Source organism: Parafrankia irregularis, from assembly GCF_001536285.1.
In the GTDB taxonomy this organism is placed as follows: domain Bacteria; phylum Actinomycetota; class Actinomycetes; order Frankiales; family Frankiaceae; genus Parafrankia; species Parafrankia irregularis.
Map to the genome: position 1 here is coordinate 16732 of NZ_FAOZ01000012.1, position 17426 is coordinate 34157.

General features: G+C 70.2%; 16 protein-coding genes. 8 read left to right on the plus strand and 8 right to left on the minus strand.

Annotated features, from left to right (window positions below):
• Positions 1-78: 78 nt before the first annotated feature.
• Positions 79-1101 carry a hypothetical protein gene (locus tag AWX74_RS19305; RefSeq protein ID WP_226930932.1) on the minus strand — a complete coding sequence of 341 codons (1023 nt, stop codon included), beginning with the start codon at positions 1099-1101 and terminating at the stop codon, positions 79-81.
• Positions 1102-1202: 101 nt separating this feature from the next.
• Here AWX74_RS19305 and AWX74_RS19310 point away from each other — a divergent pair, with 101 nt between their 5' ends.
• Positions 1203-1853 carry a TetR/AcrR family transcriptional regulator gene (locus AWX74_RS19310; protein ID WP_091278694.1) on the plus strand — a complete coding sequence of 217 codons (651 nt, stop codon included), beginning with the start codon at positions 1203-1205 and terminating at the stop codon, positions 1851-1853.
• A gap of 527 nt (positions 1854-2380) precedes the next feature.
• Here the strand turns inward: AWX74_RS19310 and AWX74_RS19315 are convergent.
• Positions 2381-2782: a winged helix-turn-helix transcriptional regulator gene (locus AWX74_RS19315; RefSeq protein WP_091278697.1), complete on the minus strand. Its 402-nt coding sequence runs from the start codon at positions 2780-2782 to the stop codon at positions 2381-2383.
• 117 nt (positions 2783-2899) lie between these two features.
• Here AWX74_RS19315 and AWX74_RS19320 point away from each other — a divergent pair, with 117 nt between their 5' ends.
• Entirely contained in the window at positions 2900-3532 is a 633-nt protein-coding gene (locus AWX74_RS19320) for an LUD domain-containing protein (protein ID WP_091278699.1), read from the plus strand.
• 190 nt (positions 3533-3722) lie between these two features.
• Here the strand turns inward: AWX74_RS19320 and AWX74_RS19325 are convergent, their stop codons facing one another.
• On the minus strand, positions 3723-4556 hold the full coding sequence (locus AWX74_RS19325) for an IclR family transcriptional regulator (protein WP_207550371.1): 834 nt from the start codon (positions 4554-4556) through the stop codon (positions 3723-3725).
• A 126-nt stretch (positions 4557-4682) separates the two neighbouring features.
• On the opposite strand from AWX74_RS19325, the gene AWX74_RS19330 reads away from it, so the two are divergent.
• The 6 genes from AWX74_RS19330 to AWX74_RS19355 all read left to right on the plus strand — a co-directional run bounded on the left by AWX74_RS19330 (position 4683) and on the right by AWX74_RS19355 (position 9933).
• Entirely contained in the window at positions 4683-6854 is a 2172-nt protein-coding gene (locus AWX74_RS19330) for a molybdopterin-containing oxidoreductase family protein (RefSeq protein ID WP_091278701.1), read from the plus strand.
• Between the two features lie 42 nt (positions 6855-6896).
• Positions 6897-7358 carry a nuclear transport factor 2 family protein gene (locus tag AWX74_RS19335; protein ID WP_091278703.1) on the plus strand — a complete coding sequence of 154 codons (462 nt, stop codon included), beginning with the start codon at positions 6897-6899 and terminating at the stop codon, positions 7356-7358.
• Between the two features lie 59 nt (positions 7359-7417).
• Positions 7418-7882, plus strand: coding sequence for a nuclear transport factor 2 family protein (locus AWX74_RS19340; RefSeq protein WP_091278705.1), 465 nt, complete (start codon positions 7418-7420; stop codon positions 7880-7882).
• A gap of 460 nt (positions 7883-8342) precedes the next feature.
• On the plus strand, positions 8343-8546 hold the full coding sequence (locus tag AWX74_RS19345) for a hypothetical protein (RefSeq protein ID WP_091279017.1): 204 nt from the start codon (positions 8343-8345) through the stop codon (positions 8544-8546).
• A 235-nt stretch (positions 8547-8781) separates the two neighbouring features.
• Positions 8782-9447: a response regulator transcription factor gene (locus AWX74_RS19350; RefSeq protein ID WP_278184641.1), complete on the plus strand. Its 666-nt coding sequence runs from the start codon at positions 8782-8784 to the stop codon at positions 9445-9447.
• A 105-nt stretch (positions 9448-9552) separates the two neighbouring features.
• Positions 9553-9933: a response regulator gene (locus AWX74_RS19355; RefSeq protein ID WP_091278709.1), complete on the plus strand. Its 381-nt coding sequence runs from the start codon at positions 9553-9555 to the stop codon at positions 9931-9933.
• Here the strand turns inward: AWX74_RS19355 and AWX74_RS19360 are convergent.
• The 5 genes from AWX74_RS19360 to AWX74_RS19380 form a co-directional block, all read right to left on the minus strand.
• Complete coding sequence (locus AWX74_RS19360; RefSeq protein WP_091278711.1) at positions 9896-11998, minus strand: sensor histidine kinase; 2103 nt, start codon at positions 11996-11998, stop codon at positions 9896-9898. The genes AWX74_RS19355 and AWX74_RS19360 overlap by 38 nt on opposite strands.
• Positions 11988-14393: an ABC transporter permease gene (locus tag AWX74_RS19365; RefSeq protein WP_226930933.1), complete on the minus strand. Its 2406-nt coding sequence runs from the start codon at positions 14391-14393 to the stop codon at positions 11988-11990. The genes AWX74_RS19360 and AWX74_RS19365 overlap by 11 nt, the downstream gene beginning before the upstream one ends.
• A 31-nt stretch (positions 14394-14424) precedes the next feature.
• Positions 14425-15168 (minus strand): ABC transporter ATP-binding protein, encoded by a 744-nt coding sequence (locus tag AWX74_RS19370; protein WP_242666319.1) that lies wholly within the window; start codon positions 15166-15168, stop codon positions 14425-14427.
• Between the two features lie 377 nt (positions 15169-15545).
• A complete protein-coding gene (locus AWX74_RS19375) occupies positions 15546-16730 on the minus strand; it encodes a hypothetical protein (protein WP_131799494.1) in 1185 nt (394 codons plus the stop codon).
• Positions 16730-17422: a hypothetical protein gene (locus AWX74_RS19380; protein ID WP_131799495.1), complete on the minus strand. Its 693-nt coding sequence runs from the start codon at positions 17420-17422 to the stop codon at positions 16730-16732. Before AWX74_RS19380 ends, AWX74_RS19375 begins: the two co-directional genes overlap by 1 nt.
• Positions 17423-17426: the final 4 nt, after the last annotated feature.

Sequence of the window (17426 nt, forward strand, 5' to 3'; positions counted from 1 at the left end):
TGTGCACGTCCGTGTTGCCGCGCTCTCCGAGGCTTTCGCGTGGTTCAGCGTTGCGATCACGGTGAAGGTGGCACGCGACTACCGGTACCGCCGCGCCACTGCGGTGAAGGCCTCCTTGGGCTCCCACTCCATGTCGGGGTAGGTACGCCCTTGGCGCCCTTCGAGGAGTTTGACGATGCCAAGGCTGGCGCGGTCCAGGTCGTCGCGGGGGTCGCCATCGGGGCGGTAGGGGAAGCCAGCCAGGGCGAAGAGATAGACGAATGCGCTGTCCACACCCTCGGTGTCGAAGATTTCCAGTAGTTCGTCGAGGTACGCGGCCTGGCCGGCCTCGTCGCGTTCGTACATCCCGTTCAGCCGCACCGGGGCCCCGGTGTGCGGGTCGTGTTCGACCACTTCCAGTACCCGCCCGCCCCGGTCCCCCGCGCCGCGGTAGGCCGCGGTGCCAAAGCCGGTCAGGGCCAGCGGCTTCGGGCCCCGCGCCAGGGCACGCACCCCCTCCCGGAATCGGTCGGCGACCTCCGCGGAGCGGATCAGCTCGAATGTCCTGAAGTCGAAGGGGGCCCAGTCGACCTGCTCGAACTGGATGGACGCGTAGGTCAGCTTTCCCTGGAAGCGCTCGCGGATCGCTGCCGCGGCGTCGCGCAGGAAGGCGTTGATGCGCACGCCGAGCTCGCACATCGCGTGCGCTCGCCGCTCGGGATCGCTTATGAGCTGCGTGACCCGCTCCTCCGGGCTGTCGCCCGGCAGGAAGCCGCGGTTCATCACACTCAGCTCCACACCGGCGACGAACACGACTGTGGCGCCCTGCTTCCGTAGCCGCTCGGCGCGTTCGGCGCAGTCGCGGAAGAGCGCGAGGATCTGCTGTGGGTCCAGCTCCAGGGGATAGGGCGAGAACCAGACCTCCAGGCCGAGCTCGGCGGCGCAGCCGGCGGCCAGCTCCAGGCGGCCCGGGTCGCCGCCGATGATCTGGACCGCGTTGCAGTGCAGGTCGTCGCGGATCACGGTGAGTTCGCGTCGCACGACCACGGGGTCGAGGTGCTCGCGGGAGATCCGGCCGTGTGTGACGAGTCCGGTGTCGTAGGTCATTCCTCTGGCTCGCATGGCGTCATCCCTTCCATCGGTCGCGGTGGAGCCGAGACTCGCAGAAAAAATGCGCGCACGCAAATTTGCGTACGCGCAGTCATCTGTGGAAGGCTGGCATCGTGACAACACCACCGGGACTGCGAGAGCGGAAGAAGCAGGCCACGCGCGAGGCGCTGCGCGAGGCGGCCCTGCGCCTGGCCGTGGAGCGCGGACCGGACGGAGTGCGCGTTGAGGACATCGCCGAAGCGGCCGGGGTCTCGCCCCGCACGTACAACAACTACTTCGCCAGCCGCGAGCAGGCGATCGTCGCCGCCGTCACGGCGGACCGGGAGGCACGGATCGCTGCGGCGGTGGCGGCCCGGCCCGCCGAGGTGCACCTGGCCGCCGCGGTCACCGAGGCGGTGGTCGAGCAGTACACGAACACCCGCGAGGACGAACATGCGGCACTGCTGCTGATCACCACCCGGACCGCGCTGCGTGAGGCGTTCCTCGACACCACCACCGGCATCGAGGCCCCTCTTACGACTGTGATCACTGAGCGCCTCGGCGACGCCGAGGCACGCACCGCCCGCGTTCTTGCGGCGAGCGTGGCCACGGCCGTACGCATCGCGCTCGACGAGTGGCTTCAGGGCTCAGGCACGGCAGGCGCCGGCGCCACAGGACTGCTCATACCCTCCGGCTCGCTGCCCGACCTGCTCCGCAGTGCGCTGGCCCCACTCGCGCCCGCTTTCGACGCCGCCGAGAGCGCCACCCGGTCGTCATCGCCCTGACGTCCGGCGCGCTCGCCACGCCGCGCCCGGGCCCGCAGGTGCGCGAGAACGGTCGGCCAGTCCGGGTCGGCGCGCGGGCCGCCAGCCCCCGATCTCTGCCCGGAGCCAGGACGGCCAGCGGGCCGCTTCCTGCTTTTCTTCGTCCCGACACCCATCCATTACATGTCTATTCGCCGGATGCGCATTCAGCTCGACATCACGAAGAGCCGGACCATATATAATCCGTGTACGGCCTACTAGCGATCAAGAACAAGGAGAAAGTGTGCGGCATTTATGACGGCGACAGGTTGGCTCGAGGGCCGGGGCAGCCAGTCCCTCGGACGCATCCGCACCGGTGGACGATCGTCACCGCCACGGTCGGACTGACCACCTGACCGCGGGTACCTGTTCGAACAGCGTCTGGCGGGACAACGGCGGCCTGCTCCACGGAGGCCACGTCAGCTGAGGGTCGGACCGCCGTGACGTGCTCGGCCAGAAACGACGCGAGACCGATCGCCGCGTCCGCGACGGGCCGACCTCGCCGGGGTTCACCGGGCGTCGTACTCCCGGCGGGCGGCCCTGATGTCGTCGGTGTGCCCCAGGACCCAGTTCATCAGCGGCCAGGTGCTGTCCAACAGGTCACGTCCCAGCGGAGTGAGGGCATAGTCCACCCGAGGCGGCACCGCCGCGTGCACGGTCCGGTCGACGAATCCGTCCCGTTCCAGGCCACGCAGCGCCGCGGTCAGCATTCGCTGACTGATACCCGGAATGTCCCGGCGCAGCTCGGAGAATCGCCGCGGGCTGTCGGCAAGCTTGTGCACGACCGCTATCGACCACTTGTCACCGATGCGGTCCAGTACCTCCCGCACATGGCAGGCATCCTCGCCACGAGCGGCCAGGACGGCCGCGATCCGCTGGTGGTCGGTCTCGTCGGCGGCGCCAGTCGTCACAGTTCCCTCCAGGTAACCAAGGCAGAAAAAAGTGCCGTCTTCCGGAGCAGCCTGGTCGCTATCAAGAATATGACGAGCCCCACCCGGAACGCCGACCCACCCACAGAAAGATCAGACATGACTGTCGAAGCACCGGCCCTCGACGAGGCCTTTTCCGTACCCGCCGACGAGGCGGCCCTGAACCGCGCGGCCACCGCGCTGCGGGACAACGGCTTCGTCGTCCACATCGTCGACACCGCCGCCGACGCCCGGACCCTGCTCGGCCAGCTCCTCCCCCGCGACCGCGAGATCTTCACCGCGTCCAGCCAGACACTGGAGCTCTCAGGGATCACCGCGGACATCGACACCTCGGGTGACTACGTCTCCGTTCGCGCCCAGGCCGGCCCACCCTCCACGGACGACGTATGGAAGACGATCCGGCTCGGAGCCACCCCGGACGTCGTCGTCGGCAGCGTCCACGCGGTGACCGAGGACGGACGCCTGCTCGTCGCCTCCGCCAGCGGCAGCCAGTTCGCTCCCTACGCCTCCGGAGCCAAGCTCGCCTACTGGGTCGTCGGCGCGCAGAAAATCGTCGCGGACCTCGAGACCGGACTGCGCCGGTTGCGCACCTACAGCCTGCCCCGCGAAGACCAGCGGCTGCGGGAACAATACAACCAGGGCTCGTTCATCGGCCGCATCCTGATCCTCGAGCGCGAGGCGTTCCCGGAGCGCGGCACGGTGGTCCTGGTCCGCGAGGTCATCGGCTACTGACAGCCACTCCCGCCACCTACGGGCCCCGTTCCCCGAAATCATTTCGTCGGCCAGGGAACCCTTTTCCAGAGTCGAATACCGACCACACCGGACGTCGTACCCGACAGGAACTCCGTAACCTCGTCGGCGACGGCGCCGAGCCTGGCAGAACCGCTGACCGGGCAGCTGCCTGCGTACGCCGGTGACTGTGCTACGAGGCTCGCGCGGTTTGGGATGTCCCCGCCAGGGCGGTGCTCAGCAGGCCGGCCACCTCGATGAGCCGGCTGCCGAGCTCGGCGATGCGGGCACCCGACAACGGCGCCGGCAGGCAGGTCAGGCCGAGCAACAGGACGGGCTGGGCCCCCGGGCCGGGTACCGCGATGTTGATCGAGGTCGTGTCGTACTCACGGCTGAGCTCGAGATCCTGGACCAGGTAGTGGTCATCGCCAGTCAGTTCCTCCGTGAGCCGCTCCAACAGCCCGGGCAGGCCGAGGCGGCTGGCGAGGCGACGCAGTTGTTCGGTGGGCGCGGGTGCCAGCTCGACGGCGTAGCCCCGCGCCCGGACCGAGGCCAACGCCGCGGCGTAGTACTCGCGGTGCGCGGCCGGCGCCTGCGCCAGCCAGCGGTCGGTGTCGTCGCCGGCGAGGACGGCGGTCCCGAACGGTGGACGGAGCGGGACCGTGGAGCCGACCCGCAGGCCCCCGGCCGCGGCCCGCGGATGGCGAACCTCGTCGACGACGGTCATCTGATCTCGGCCGATGGTCAGCACCAGGCAGTTCGCACCGGCGGCGGCGCTGAGCTCTGCCATGGCGGGCCGGGCGAAGGCGAGCGCGGGAAACCCGTCGTCGGCCGCCCGGCCGACCGCGACCAGACCCGGGCCGAGGCAGTAGCGCTTGCGGACCGGGTCACGCAGCAGCCAGCCTGCCGAGGTGAGGGCGCTGAGCATCGAGTGGCAGGTGGACTTGTTCACGCCGAGGCCGCGGGTGACGTCCGCCAGGGTCACGCCCTCGGTCGGACGCAGCGCGATCAGCTCGATGAGCGCCACGACTCTGTCTGTCTGCGGCGAGGGACGGGCCATGGCGGTACTTTTGCGTGCATGGTTGCATAGTGCAACCCTTGTGGTGCATGTCTCAACCATGCGAGTCTGCCGCCATGCACGATCTGGTGATCCATGAATCCTGAGTCCTCTCACCTCCATGGGCGCACAGGCACCGCGGCCGGGCTGCTCGACGGGCCGGCCGGCACCGTCCGCACCTACTGCCGGCTCTGCGAGGCCGGCTGCGGAACGGTCGCCACGGTCGAGCGCGGCCACCTCGTCCGTCTCCGTCCGGACCACGATCACGTTGTCACCCGCGGCGCCGCGTGCAACAAGGGACTTCGCGCCATCGACCTGCACCGCGACCCGGACCGGCTGCGGGTACCACTACGCAGGGAAGGCGACCGCTTCGTCCCCGTCTCGTGGGACGAAGCCCTGGCGGAGATCGCCGCGCGGATGCGGGACGCCATGTCCGAGCACGGCCCGAGGGCGGCGGGCATCTACATCGGGAACCCGGTCGCGTTCAACGCCCTGGGCAGCGCGGCCTCGGGGCACTTCGCGGGCGCGCTGGGGACGGACCGGGTCTTCTCCGCCGCCACTCAGGACTGTTCCAACAAGTACGCGGTCGCCGAGCTGCTCTACGGCTCGCCCAGCGCGAACCCGATCCCCGATCTCAGGCGCACCGAGCTGCTTCTCGTGATCGGCTCGAACCCGCGGGTCAGCAAGTCGTCTTTCATCAGCGTCGCCAACCCGGTCGTGGAGCTGCGGCGAATTCGCGACCGCGGCGGCCGGGTCGTGTTCGTGAACCCCGTCGACGTCGAACCGGACATCGGCCCGACGTTGCAGATCCGGCCGGACAGCGACCCGTACCTGCTCGCCGCGATCCTGCATGAGATCCACCGCACGGTGGGTTTCCGGACGGGTGCCGCGCAGGGGGCGGTCACCGGTGCCGAGCAGGTCGCCGCGTTCGTCGCCCCGTACTCACCCGACGCGGTGGCCGACGTCGTGGGCCTTCCCGCCGAGGTCATCGCACAGCTCGCCCGGGACTTCGCGGCCGCCGGGTCCGCGGCGATCCATGTGTCCACCGGCCTGAACATGGGCCGCCAAGGTGCTCTCGCCTACTGGCTCGTCCAGATGCTTCTCCTGCTGACGGGAAACCTCGACCGGCCCGGCGGGAACTACTTCCCCGCCCGTGGGATCGGGGCACGCTTCGGACCCGTCGACCGGACCGCGGCCTCGTTCCGCACGACCGAATGGGGTGACTTCCGGCGCGCGATGGGTCTGCTTCCCGCCGCCCTGCTCCCCGAGTTCATCGGCGCGGACGAGGAGCCGTTGCGGGCGCTGGTCGTCGTGGCGGGAAACCCGGCGCTCAGCGTCGGCGGCGGCCCCCAGCTCACGGAGTCACTGAGGTCGCTGGACCTGCTCGTCACGATCGACCTCTACCGCAACGCCACCGGTGAGCTCGCCGATTTCGTGCTCCCGGCCACCGACCAGTTCGAGCGACCGGATCTCAACACCTTCGTCCAGGGCATTCAGGTGGAGCCCTACCTGCAGTGGACGCCGGCCGTGGTCGAGGCGGACGCGCAGCAGCGCGAGGAGTGGCGCATCCTCGGCCAGCTGCTGCAGGCGATGGGCCGCACCCCCCTGCTCGACCCGGCCGCGACCGATGCCCTGCCCCTGCTGTTCGACCGGGCGCTCGCCCCGAAGGGCCTCGACGTGCCCGCGCTGCGCACGGCGGGTGGAGTCGTGCCGTTGCATGAGGACGGCGCCGAACGCTCCCGGGAACGGCTGGGGGTCGACGGCCCGCTCGAATGCGTGCCTGAGGCACTCGGCTCGACTCTCACCCGGGGGCACGCCCTGTTCGAGGAGCTCCAGGCAGAGGATCCCGGGCGCTTCAAACTGGTCACGAGACGAACCCGGGACGCGATGAACTCGGCCATGGGAAACCTGCCGACGAAACGCCCCGGCGACTGGCCGAACCCGCTCTGGATGAACCCGCGGGATGCCGCCGGCCTCGGTCTCACCCCTGGGTCACGGGTCTCGGTCAGCAACGAGTGGGGCGCGCTGGCCGCCGAGGTGCAGTTCGATCCGCGGCTGCGCCCCGGCGTGGTGGCGATGACCCACGGTTTCGGCAATGCGGGCACGACCGGTATGCCGGTGGCCCAGCGGCGTGGCGGTGCGAACGTGAACGTCCTGACACCGCGCGGACCGGGGGCCTTCGATCCCGTGAGCTGCATGTCCCACATCACCGCGATTCCCGTCGACGTGTGCGCCGAGCCGGACGTCGCCCCATCCCCCGCCCGCTAGCCGTCCACCATCCTTCCGCCGGCCGGCACCAAGGAGCTGACCATGCCCGACACCACGGCGCTCGCGACCCCCAAGGAGATCGTCGCCGCGTTCACGGAAGCGATGTACACCCGCGACTGGGAGCGCGCGCGCACGTTCTTCGGCCCGGATTCCGTCTACTGGGACGTGCCCACCGGCCCGACCGTGGCGGCCAGAGGCCCGGAGGACATCATCGCCCGGGCCACGTCGGTCCTCGACGCCCTCGTCTTCTACGGCAACGATCATCTTCGGACGGTGGCCGCCGGGGACACGGTCATGACCGAGCACGCGGAGATCTGGCAGTTCGCCGGTGGGGAGAAGATCGTGCTCCCCTGCGTCTCGGTGCAGGTCGTACGCGACGGTGTGATCGCCATCTGGAAAGACTACTGGGACCTCCAGGCCCTCCTCACGAAGGCGCCCCCGTCCTGGATCGCGAACCTCGGACGTGACCGGTCCTGGCTTTATGACGCCACCGGGGTCCGGTGACGGAACACGGCGACGCCCGCAGCCCTTTCCGTACCGTTGCACCGTACAAGGAGCCGACCATGACCGACGCCCCGTCCGCGACGAGCGCCGAGGCGCTTGTAGCGGAGTTCTGGAAGACACTTTTCGCCCGTGGCTGGGAGCACCTCCACGTCTTCTTCGGCGACGACTCCGTGTACTGGGACGTGCCCGCAGGGCCCGCCCTGGCGGCCAAAGGGCCGAAAGGCATCGTCGCTCGCGCGAAGTCCGTCCTGGACAGCCTCACCGCCTTTGAGAACGATCAGATCAGGATGGTCAGCGAAGGCGACACGGTGATGACGGAGCATCACGAGATCTGGCGCTTCGCCTCGGGCGAGGAAATCGTGCTGCCCTGCCTGTCGGTGCAGGTCGTCCAGGACGGTGTGATCGCCCTCTGGAAGGACTACTGGGATATGCAGACCCTGATGGGCCGCGCGCCCGCGGAATGGCGCGAGGGCCTCGCCAACGGGGACTTCTCCTGGATCGTCGACGCCACCGGCAGCCGCTAAGCCGTGTCCAGCCGATCACGTGCATCGTTCAGGGGCACCAAGTCCTTCCTGACAGCCGGAGCCGCGTTTTCGGTGGACTTCGCCCCTGCAGGTGCGAGGCCGTGTCGAGGGCATCGGGCACCGCGAAGCGCGCAATGCAGCAGCCGGCCAGCCGCCACCCCCTACTGCCGTTTTACCTGTTGCGCAGGCACTTTCGAGACCTGCGGCTCGCGGCGGTCTGGTTGGGAGGACGAACCGCAGGCGGCGGGAGCTCGTACTCGTCAACACTGCGCCGAGGAGATGTCCCCCAGACGATCGACGTTCGGTGGCTACGCTCGTCTACGTTCCTGGTCACGGAGGTGAGCTGCAGCCTGCTCGCGATTTGTCAGATGCGTGAGCAGGTCGGTATGAGTGAAGCGGGTCCCGCAGGTACTGACCGCCACCCAAATGGGGTGGTGCGTCCGAAGGAGCTGCGGTGTCCATGCCTGCCGACTCGGTTGTGGTCCGGGTTCTTGTGGTGGCGCTGTGCGCCACCGTCTCTCTGATCGTCGCCTTGGTGGCCGGCATGCTGGTTCGGCTGGACGGGGCGAGCCTGCCCAGCGCGGTTATGGCCGGCGGTGGGGCATTCGCCGCCGCGATGTTCTTGACGCTCGCCGTGGCCGGGGTGCTAGCGCGAGGACTGTAGCCGACGGGTCTGGCTGGAGGTTCCCCTCTGAGAGGGCCTCGGTACGCGGGTGCTGATCGGGAGTCCCGGGGATTGCTCCTCTCGGCCTGGCCGTGTGGCGACTGGCGCAGGTGTACATCTCCCTCGCGCCGACGGTGCCTGGCACACCACATGTTCAAAAGCCGCCGAGGGTGTCGGCCGGTCGACCAGGTGGTGTGGGTGGCCGCCTCACTAAGCTGGTGGGGTGGTGTTACGCGTGGTCTTGGCCGACGACTCTCTGCTGATGCGTGAGGGTGTGGGCCGGCTCCTGGAGCTTCAGCCCGGCATTACCGTCGTCGGATCGTGTGGCGATCTGGAGGGGCTTTTCGCCATGGTGGAGGCCGAGCGGCCGGACGCTGTGGTGACAGATGTGCGCATGCCGCCGACCGGCACGGACGAGGGCATCCGTGCCGCCTCCCACCTGAGGTCCAGCCATCCCGGGATCGGGGTGGTGGTGCTCTCCCAGTACGCGAGCCCGGAGTATGCGTTGAGCCTGTTCGAAGGAGGCAGCGCGGGCCGGGCGTACCTGCTGAAGGACAGGGTCGGCGAGCCGCAGCACCTGGCCGATGCGGTGCGCGCGGTCGCCGCCGGTCGTTCGGTGGTGGACCCGGTGGTGGTGGAGGCGCTGGTCACGGCCCGGACGTCCACCCGGACATCAGTGCTGGCCTCGCTCAGCCCGCGGGAACGGGAGGTCCTGTCCCAGATCGCGCAGGGAAAGAGCAACGCCGCGGTCGGCGCCTCGATCTTTCTTACTGAGAGGGCTGTGGAGAAACACATCAACACCCTCTTCGCGAAGCTCGGGCTGACCAACGAGCCGGATGTCAACCGGCGTGTGAAGGCTGTCCTCATCTACCTTGCGGAGGAACAGGCCGCCGGGCCCTGAAGCGGCGTCCTGAAACGGCACCGCAGCGGTGGCTCTGTCCTACCGCTGCGCCGAGTCGTGCCAGCACCCTGTACCGGGCCGGACCCGGCCGGCACCATCGGACGCATGGCAGTGAACGGCGAGGGCGGTGCGGTCGCGGTGCTCGTCGTCGACGACCAGGATCTGTTCCGGGGAATTACGTGTGCCCTGGTCGGGATGGTGCCCGGCTGGCGGGTGGTGGCCGAGGCGGCGTCCGGCGAGGAAGGTGTCATCCTCGTCCAGCGGATCCGGCCGGCTGTCGTGCTGATGGACGTCTACCTGCCCGGTATCAACGGGATCGAGGCGACCAGGCGGATCGTCGCAGGCAATCCGACGGTGAATGTCCTGCTCATGTCGAGCTATGCGGCCGACGACCTGCCACCGGGGACTGACGACTGTGGCGCCGCCGGCTACATCCGCAAGGATGAGCTCACGCCTGCGATCCTGCTGGAGCTCCTTCGGAGGTAGCCCGGGGGATGAGGCCGCGCACGATGGTCCCGGCGCCGGGTGCGGAGACCACCTTCAGCGTGCCACCCATCGCCCCCAGCCGGTCCTGCATGTTGACGAAGCCGTGGCCGCCGACGGCTGCCTGGTCGAAGCCGGCGCCGTCGTCGGATACCGAGAACCGGAAATCCTCGCCGTCGGCATCCACCCGCACCTGGACCCGCGCGCCCGGCCCGGCATGCTTGGCGGCATTCTGCAACGCTTCGACACAGCAGAAGTAGAGGGCGGCCTCCACGGCGGACGGATACCGGGCAGTGGTCACCTCCACCGAGCATTCCAGGGGGCAGCGGGCCGCGGCCGCGCGCAACGCGGGGGCGAGGCCGTGGTCGCGCAACAGCGGTGGGTAGATGCCGTGGGCCAGTTCACGCAGCGCCGCGGTGGCCGTCTGCACGTCACGGCGCAGCTCCGCCAGCAGCTGCCCGGTCACGGTCGGGTCGGCGGCGATGATCTGCTCGGCCATGCCGAGCTTCACCGAGACGCCGAAGAGATGCTGCTGGGCACCATCGTGCAGGTCCCGCTCGATCCGCCGGCGGGAGGCGTCGGCGGCGCCGATGATTCGCGCTCGGGATGCCTGCAGCTCGGCGTTACGCTCCTGCAACTGCGCCAGGGACGCCTGCAGGGCCGTGTCCAGGCTGATGTTGTGCAGGGCCAGGCCCACCGGACGGGCGAGTTCGGCGAGGATGCGGTCGTCCTGGGCGGTGAACGGGGGCCCGGTCGGCGGCCGCCGGACCACCAGCAGTCCCAGCAGCTCCCCGAAGTGTGTGACGGGCACCGCTCGCACCAGCTCGACGCCGGCGCCCGCACTGTCGGCGGGCACAGCGACGCCGGAGTGCCCCGGGGCACGTTCGGCCGCACCTGCGCTGGTGGCAGCGCCGGTGCCGGCTGGACCTGTGAGCAGGTCGGGAATCCAGATCGCGAGCCACCTGGTGCCTGCGGCCCGGGCCTGGGCCACCACGGTCCGCTGCCGTTCGCTGAGCTCGATGGTTGCCGGCGGCCGTTCTGGCACCGAGACCGTCCTGGCCAGGATCGCCTCCGTTCCGGTCCACACCTCGGCTCCGGCCAGCCCCATCGTGGCCCGTAACAGCTCGGCGAGCTGGAGCAGCAGCTCGTCCATGGGGACCGCTCTGGTCATCCGGGCGCTGAAGGTGGTGAGCAGTTCCTGCGGGGACGGTCTCACGCTGCGCAGGGCCCGTTCGGCGGCGTCGGCCAGGCGCGCCCGGGCCGGCCAGGCGAGTGCCGCCGTCACCAGGGCTGCCACCAGGGACAGCCCGAGAACGGTCCGCTCGCCGCCGACCGGCCGGTGGCCCAGACCGATCACGATGACCAGGTAGACGATGTCGGCAAGAACGGTCAGCCCGGCGACGACCAATGCCCCGGACAACGCCCGGGGGGCCAGCCCTGCCGTTCGCGGCCAGACGCCTGCGGCGAGACCGAGCGGAAGCGCCAGCGTGCCGGCCAGGGCCGGCAACATCGGCCGTGCCGGGGTGCCGACCAGGAGGAGAAGGGCACCGGCGACACCGGCACAGGCGACCGCGATCAGCCCTCCGGCGGCTGCCCACAACAGCGTCCAGCGCGCCTGCTGATCCGCGCGGGCCGCGCCGACAAAGCCGGTCAGCGCCGCGCAGCCAGCCATCGCCCCGGCAAGGGCACCAGCGGGAGCGGCTGTGTCGAGGCCGGCGGTGGCCAGCGCGGCCGACCAACCGAGCGCGCCGGCGACGAGAAGAGTGCCGATCGCCCGCCGGCCGGTGCTCGCCAGCCTTCCGTGTGGGAGGGCCAGCAGGACCCAGGCCCAGGCGACGACGACCAGTGGGCCCAACGCAGGCATCGCGACGACCGCCGCCTGGAGAGCGGTGACCACGGCGGCGACCCGGGCGAGGCCGGGGCGACCCGCGCGCGCCGCGGCCACGGTCACCGCCAGCCAGCCGGTACTCAGCAGCGCGGCGATCACGCCCGGCGGTTCGGGCCCTCGGACGGCGGCGAGGACGACGGCCGCGACGACGGCCACGGCCGCCCCGCCCTCACTCGGCACGCAGGGCCTCTCCGACGCCGATCCGGGCGGCGCGGCGGGCCGGCAGGGCGGCCAGCAGGCCGCCGATCAGCAGCGTAGCCGGGACGACGAGAGCGAGGGTGAGCTGTGCGACCGGCCGGACGTAGAGGACCGGGATGGTCGACGCCACCGCCCGCCACATCGTCCAGCCCAGCGCGAGTCCCAGCGGCACGCCGAACAGCAGCCCGGTGAGGGTGAGCGTGGTCGCCTGGGCGAGAGGGATCAGTCGGCTCTGCCGCCGGGTGAGCCCGAGCGCGCTCAGCACGGCAATCTCGTGTCGGCGCCGCCGTACCGCGGCCGTCAGCGTGTGGCCGGTGGTGGCGACGGCGAGCAGGGCGAGGAAAACACCGAACGCCAGCGGCAGCCCGCGGACGTTACGAAGCTGTTGGGCCTCCCGGGGAATGTCGGCCGGACCGAGTTTTGCGGTGTTCTGCCCGCCGAGCACCGCCGAGATCCGCTGGGAGACCACCTGGGCGTTCGCGCCGGATCGCAGCGATACGTGGAGCTGGTGGTAGGTGAAGGAACCGCCGGGGAACAGCGCCTGGTAACCGTCCCCCGTGGTCCACGCGCCCTTCGCGTAACTGACCCCCCCGTCGGGCACGAGCGCGACGCCGGTGAGCCGCATCGGCGCCCGTTCCGTTCCGGCGAAGGTGAGCGTGTCACCCACCTGCGCGCCGGTCTCCCGGACGGTCTGCGGGGCCAGCGCGATCTCATCCGGCGCCACCGGCATCCGGCCGGAGAGCGTCACGACCGGTAACAGCCGGCCCGCCACCGCCGGTTGGTGGGCGAAGACGTGGACTGGTAGCCCGTTCACCGTGGCCACACCGACCCGGGTGTCGTTCACCGCGACAACGTCCGGATCAGCTGTGAACGCGTCCATGACCTCCCGCGCTGGCGCGAAGTCCGTTCCGTTGAAGCCGACCCAGCCCTCGATCTGGTACGTACGACCGAACCGCTGGGGGTTGCCCGCGGCATCTGCGACGCCGGTGTGGAACGTGAGCGCGGCGAGCACCCCGAGCACGCCGAGCACGGCGCCGATCAGGGCCGACCGGGCCGGCGCCGCGGCGCGTCCCCGACCGGGCTCGAGGGCGAACCGGGCACCGATGAGGACCGGTACCGGAAGACCCAGCCGGTACACGGCGTCGGCGACCATCGACCGGGGGGGTGTGGCGGCGACCGGTTTCCTGGCGAAGTCCGACCAGGCGGTGAGTGCCGCCGCGACCGTGACGAGGGCCACCGCCATGACCGCGGTCCCGGCGAGCACAGCCAGATCAGCATGCCGTCCCGGGGCGGGCTCGTAGTCGGCCGCGGTGCCGATCGGGAACGCGGCCGAAGCGGCCACCGCGGCCGCGGACGCCGCGACGGCTCCCGCCGCCGCGGCGAGGGCGGGGCCGGCCGCCGCGGCCGCTGTCGCCTGCACCCGGGTCATTCCCAGCATCAGCAGGACCCGTAGCTGGGCGGTGGCCGCCGTCGCATACCGGGCGGCGGCCTGACCCAGCACAACAGCGGAGGCGACCAAGGCGGCGAGCGTGAACATCAGCAGGGCGTTCCGCTCGAAACCGGTGATCCCCTTCGCGTCGCGTGCCTCCTCGACCAGGTTCTGGAACTGGATGTCGTCCTGCTGGCTCAGTTGGGCGAGCCGACGCTGGAAGTCGGGGAGACCGGCCTCGCCCTGGGCGAGGCGAACCGCGGCGAAGTCGACCCGGTGCCCGCCCGCACCGAACAGGTTCGCGCGGTAGGCGTCGGTGAACGACACCGTCGTCATGATCACGCTGTGGTGCGTGAAGTTGTTCACCGCCGGTGAGCGCACCACGCCGACGATCCGCAGCGGCTGGCGCGGACCGCTTGCGGCGTGGAGTGCCTTGCCCGAGAGGAACAGGTCGGTCTCCCCGGGTGTGAACAGCCGGGCGGTGACCGCGTCGCCCACCCTCAGGTGATGGCGCTCGGCGAACGACTCGGTGACCATCGCCTCGCCCACCCGCGTTGGGTCGGCGAGTCGGCCCGCGAGTACCACCGCCCTCTCGACGGTCCGGGTCAGCTCGGCGTCACCGATCGGGTACCAGTAGTCCTCGCCGTCAAGCGTCTCGACCCCCTCGATATTGAGACGGACGTCGACGGTAAGCAGCATGGTGCCGACTGCCTCCACCCCTGGCATCCGGCGCACCCGGTCCCAGTCGAACCCAGGCGTTCTGGGCGCGACCAGCACGGTGGCGGCGAGATTGGAGTCGCGCAGCCGGTCCACCGCCGATCCGCCGCGCCGTGCCCCGGCGGTGGCCGCCATCACCACACCGCAGGACAGCGCCACCAGCAGCGTGAGCACGGCCAGCGACCGCCAGCGCCGTCGCAGATCGAGCCGCAGGAACGCCCACACTGGCATCAACATCACCGCTGCCGACGGGACCATCCTCCTACTCGCGGTCGTCGCCATGTGCTTCGCTCGCACCCGCATCTTCCGCCCGCCCATCGATGATCACACCGTCGCGCATATGGACCAGCCGCCCGGCGCCAGCCGCAACCTCGGCCGAATGCGTGACCATCACGATGGTGTGGCCGTCCATGTGTAACCGGCGGAACAGCTCGAGGATCTCCAGCCCGCCGTCACTGTCGAGCGCGCCCGTGGGCTCGTCGGCTAGCAGCAGGGCGGGTTCGTTCACCAACGCACGCGCGATCGCCAGCCGCTGGCGCTGCCCCCCGGACAGTACTGACGGCAGCTGGTCTGCTCGGTCACCCAGACCGAGCAGGTCCAACAGATCGCGTGCGCGAGCTTCCGCGTCGCGGCGACGCATCCCTGCGATGGCCGCCGGCAACGCGATGTTCTGCATCGCCGACACCCCGTCGATCAGGTTGAAGAACTGGAACACCACGCCGATATGGTGCCGGCGGAACCGGGCCGTCCAGTCCGGATCCCGCCCGCTGATCGTCTCGCCGGCAACCTCAACGGTTCCCTCGTCGGCCGTCTCCAGCCCCGCGACGACGTTGAGCAGCGTGGACTTACCGCAGCCTGACGGACCGATGATCGCGACGAACTCGCCGGCACGGATCTCCAGGTTGACCCCACGCAGCGCACGGACCGGCGCCAGTTCGGCGTCGAAGGTCCGCCGCACCCCACGCAGCCTCAGCACCACAGGGGCGGTGGGCGCGACCGCGGACACGTCCTCGGCTCCGGTAACCGGTGTGAACCTCACGCAACACGGCCAGGGGACGCCAGGCCGCCGGCTTGCCCCGCGCAACATCCTGTCGCGGTTCCTCGTGGCCCGCAGTCAGCGGACCGGCCAGCTTCACCGGCGACAGCATCCCGACGACGATCTCCTGGCCGAGCATCGACCCGTCCGCCGCACCAGCACGCTCTCCCGGACGATCCGGTTCCCCGTGCGGAACACCGTCGACCACCCATGGCGACCATTAAGCTGCAGCGCGATCTTTCCGGCAAGGGTGTCAGGACCCCGGCACTCCGGGTGCCAGCACCCCACAGCTGGGCGGCGGCGAGTGAGGGGCACGCAACCGCAATACGGCCTGTGGCGTGGTGCAGTCAGCGGGGGGCGCCTGTCACGGCCTCCCGGGTTGGGATGTGGGGATTATTGGCACCTTTCAGCGAGTCCCCACCGGTCTTGACGTTTCCCCCGGCTTCTACGAGGTTGCCCGCATTGGCGGCGGCCCGCATGTCGGCGGCGGTTCCGCCTCTCATACCGACCACACCGGCGAGGATGCCACCGATCCCGCTTCCCGGCTTCGTGATGATATTGATCTTGTCGGCGGTTTCGCGGTCGGCCAGGTTTGCAGCCGACCCAACCCGGCCTGCGTAGTCCGCTTGTAGCGGCCTGTCCTGTGGCAGGAGGCCACGGACGAGGTTCGACAGTTCACGACCCTCTTCCTTCGTCATCCCGAACGTTTTCGCCACCTCCCGCTCACGATCAACGCTGCCGACATACTGGACGGTGCCGCCCCTTCCTTCGGTGCGCGCGTAGACGACGTTGGCAATCTGTCGCGCGGTTTCGACCGCCACCGGATCGTTGTTCTCCAGACCCCGCTTCAGACTGTCAATCACGGCGCGTCCCCAAAACCGGGAATCGTCGGTACGGTAACCCTCCTGCTGGGTGCCGTCCTTCCCAGTCGATGATGTCGCGTTCGGTCCGCTCATTCCGCCGGCGGAGGCGTTGTCCGCGGCCGGCGTGGGCCGTGGATCCTTCGAGAGGTCGCCCTCGGGCTGGGTGCCGTCCTTCCCGGCCGATGATGTCGCGTTCGGTCCGCTCATTCCGCCGGCGGAGGCGTTGTCCGCGGCCGCCGTAGCCTGCGGATCCTTCGAGAGTCCGCCCTCCTGCTGGGTGCCGTCCTTCCCCGCTGATGATGTCGCGTTCGGTCCGCTCATTCCGCCGGCGGAGGCGTTGTCCGAAAGCTGCGTGAGCACCGGACGATCGCCCGCGGTGGCCGCGGCCTCGCGACCACTCATCCCGCCGCTCACCGCCCCACCCAGCCGTTGATCGACAGTCGTGACATTCGGTGAGGCGTCTCCGCCGCCCTTCGCGGCAAGGCCACCTTCCCGTTGATGCGATTGCCCGAAGCCGGCCCCGCCGCCGGCGGGTCCCGAGCGGTCAGCCCCGCCGTCGCCGACCCCGGAGCGCGAAAGGCTGCCGTCCCGTTGTGTCGTGTCCGGCCTGGTTGGCTGACCGTCCGCGGGACGGTCGCTGGTGGTTGGATGCTCGTGCGACTGTGGCATCAGACTCTCCTTCCTGTTCCTGCAGGATTGAACGGGTCCACGGCCGGCAGGCGGCCCGGCGCGGGAAGGTCCAGGCCTGCGTTCCCGAGCGTCCGGCCCACGATGCCCACCAAGGAAGCCACCACCTCGTCAGGGAGCGCGGGCAGCGATGTTTGCCGCCCGACAGCGTTGGTCGCCGCGTCAAATCCTTTGTCGTCTGCCTGCTCCTGCGAACCCAGTGGGTCGCGGACCTGGCTGTACCCGGTCGGTCCAAAGACGGCGTTCAGCCCGTCGTCCTCCGAGGTGCCGTCTGGATCTCCCGGTTGGTCGCCGTTCGGACCGCTGGGTTCGTTGCCGCGGGGCGAGCCCTTCCTGCCACCGCCGCCGTCGAGGCCGATCCCAAGGCTGGGTCCAACTCCCACGGCTGGCAGGAGCCCGGCGGCCGCACGGAGATCCGCGCTCTCCGACCCGAGACCGGGAACGCCCGCGCCGGGCGTCTTCAGCACCTGGCCGACCGCACGTTCGCCCGCGTCAGCGCCCGAGCCTGCCTGGGCCTGCAGCGTGGTGGCGCGCTCCATGAGCTTCGCGCGGGACTCGAGGGATCCCTCTTCCATCGTGAGGAACCCCAGCCTGGCGCGGTCGCTGTCCCTACCGGAACCGGCGGACAGCGCCTGCTTTTCCAGTTTGATCGATTCTCGGCGGGACTGGTCCATGAGG

Excerpts from the sequence above, each read along its gene's own strand:
- AWX74_RS19330 (WP_091278701.1), top strand. The coding sequence starts at position 4,683 with ATGAATCCTGAGTCCTCTCACCTCCATGGGCGCACAGGCACCGCGGCC.
- AWX74_RS19340 (WP_091278705.1), top strand. The coding sequence starts at position 7,418 with ATGACCGACGCCCCGTCCGCGACGAGCGCCGAGGCGCTTGTAGCGGAG.
- AWX74_RS19365 (WP_226930933.1), bottom strand. The coding sequence starts at position 14,393 with ATGCCAGTGTGGGCGTTCCTGCGGCTCGATCTGCGACGGCGCTGGCGG.
- AWX74_RS19355 (WP_091278709.1), top strand. The coding sequence starts at position 9,553 with ATGGCAGTGAACGGCGAGGGCGGTGCGGTCGCGGTGCTCGTCGTCGAC.
- AWX74_RS19380 (WP_131799495.1), bottom strand. The coding sequence starts at position 17,422 with ATGGACCAGTCCCGCCGAGAATCGATCAAACTGGAAAAGCAGGCGCTG.
- AWX74_RS19305 (WP_226930932.1), bottom strand. The coding sequence starts at position 1,101 with ATGCGAGCCAGAGGAATGACCTACGACACCGGACTCGTCACACACGGC.
- AWX74_RS19345 (WP_091279017.1), top strand. The coding sequence starts at position 8,343 with ATGCCTGCCGACTCGGTTGTGGTCCGGGTTCTTGTGGTGGCGCTGTGC.
- AWX74_RS19335 (WP_091278703.1), top strand. The coding sequence starts at position 6,897 with ATGCCCGACACCACGGCGCTCGCGACCCCCAAGGAGATCGTCGCCGCG.
- AWX74_RS19320 (WP_091278699.1), top strand. The coding sequence starts at position 2,900 with ATGACTGTCGAAGCACCGGCCCTCGACGAGGCCTTTTCCGTACCCGCC.
- AWX74_RS19375 (WP_131799494.1), bottom strand. The coding sequence starts at position 16,730 with ATGCCACAGTCGCACGAGCATCCAACCACCAGCGACCGTCCCGCGGAC.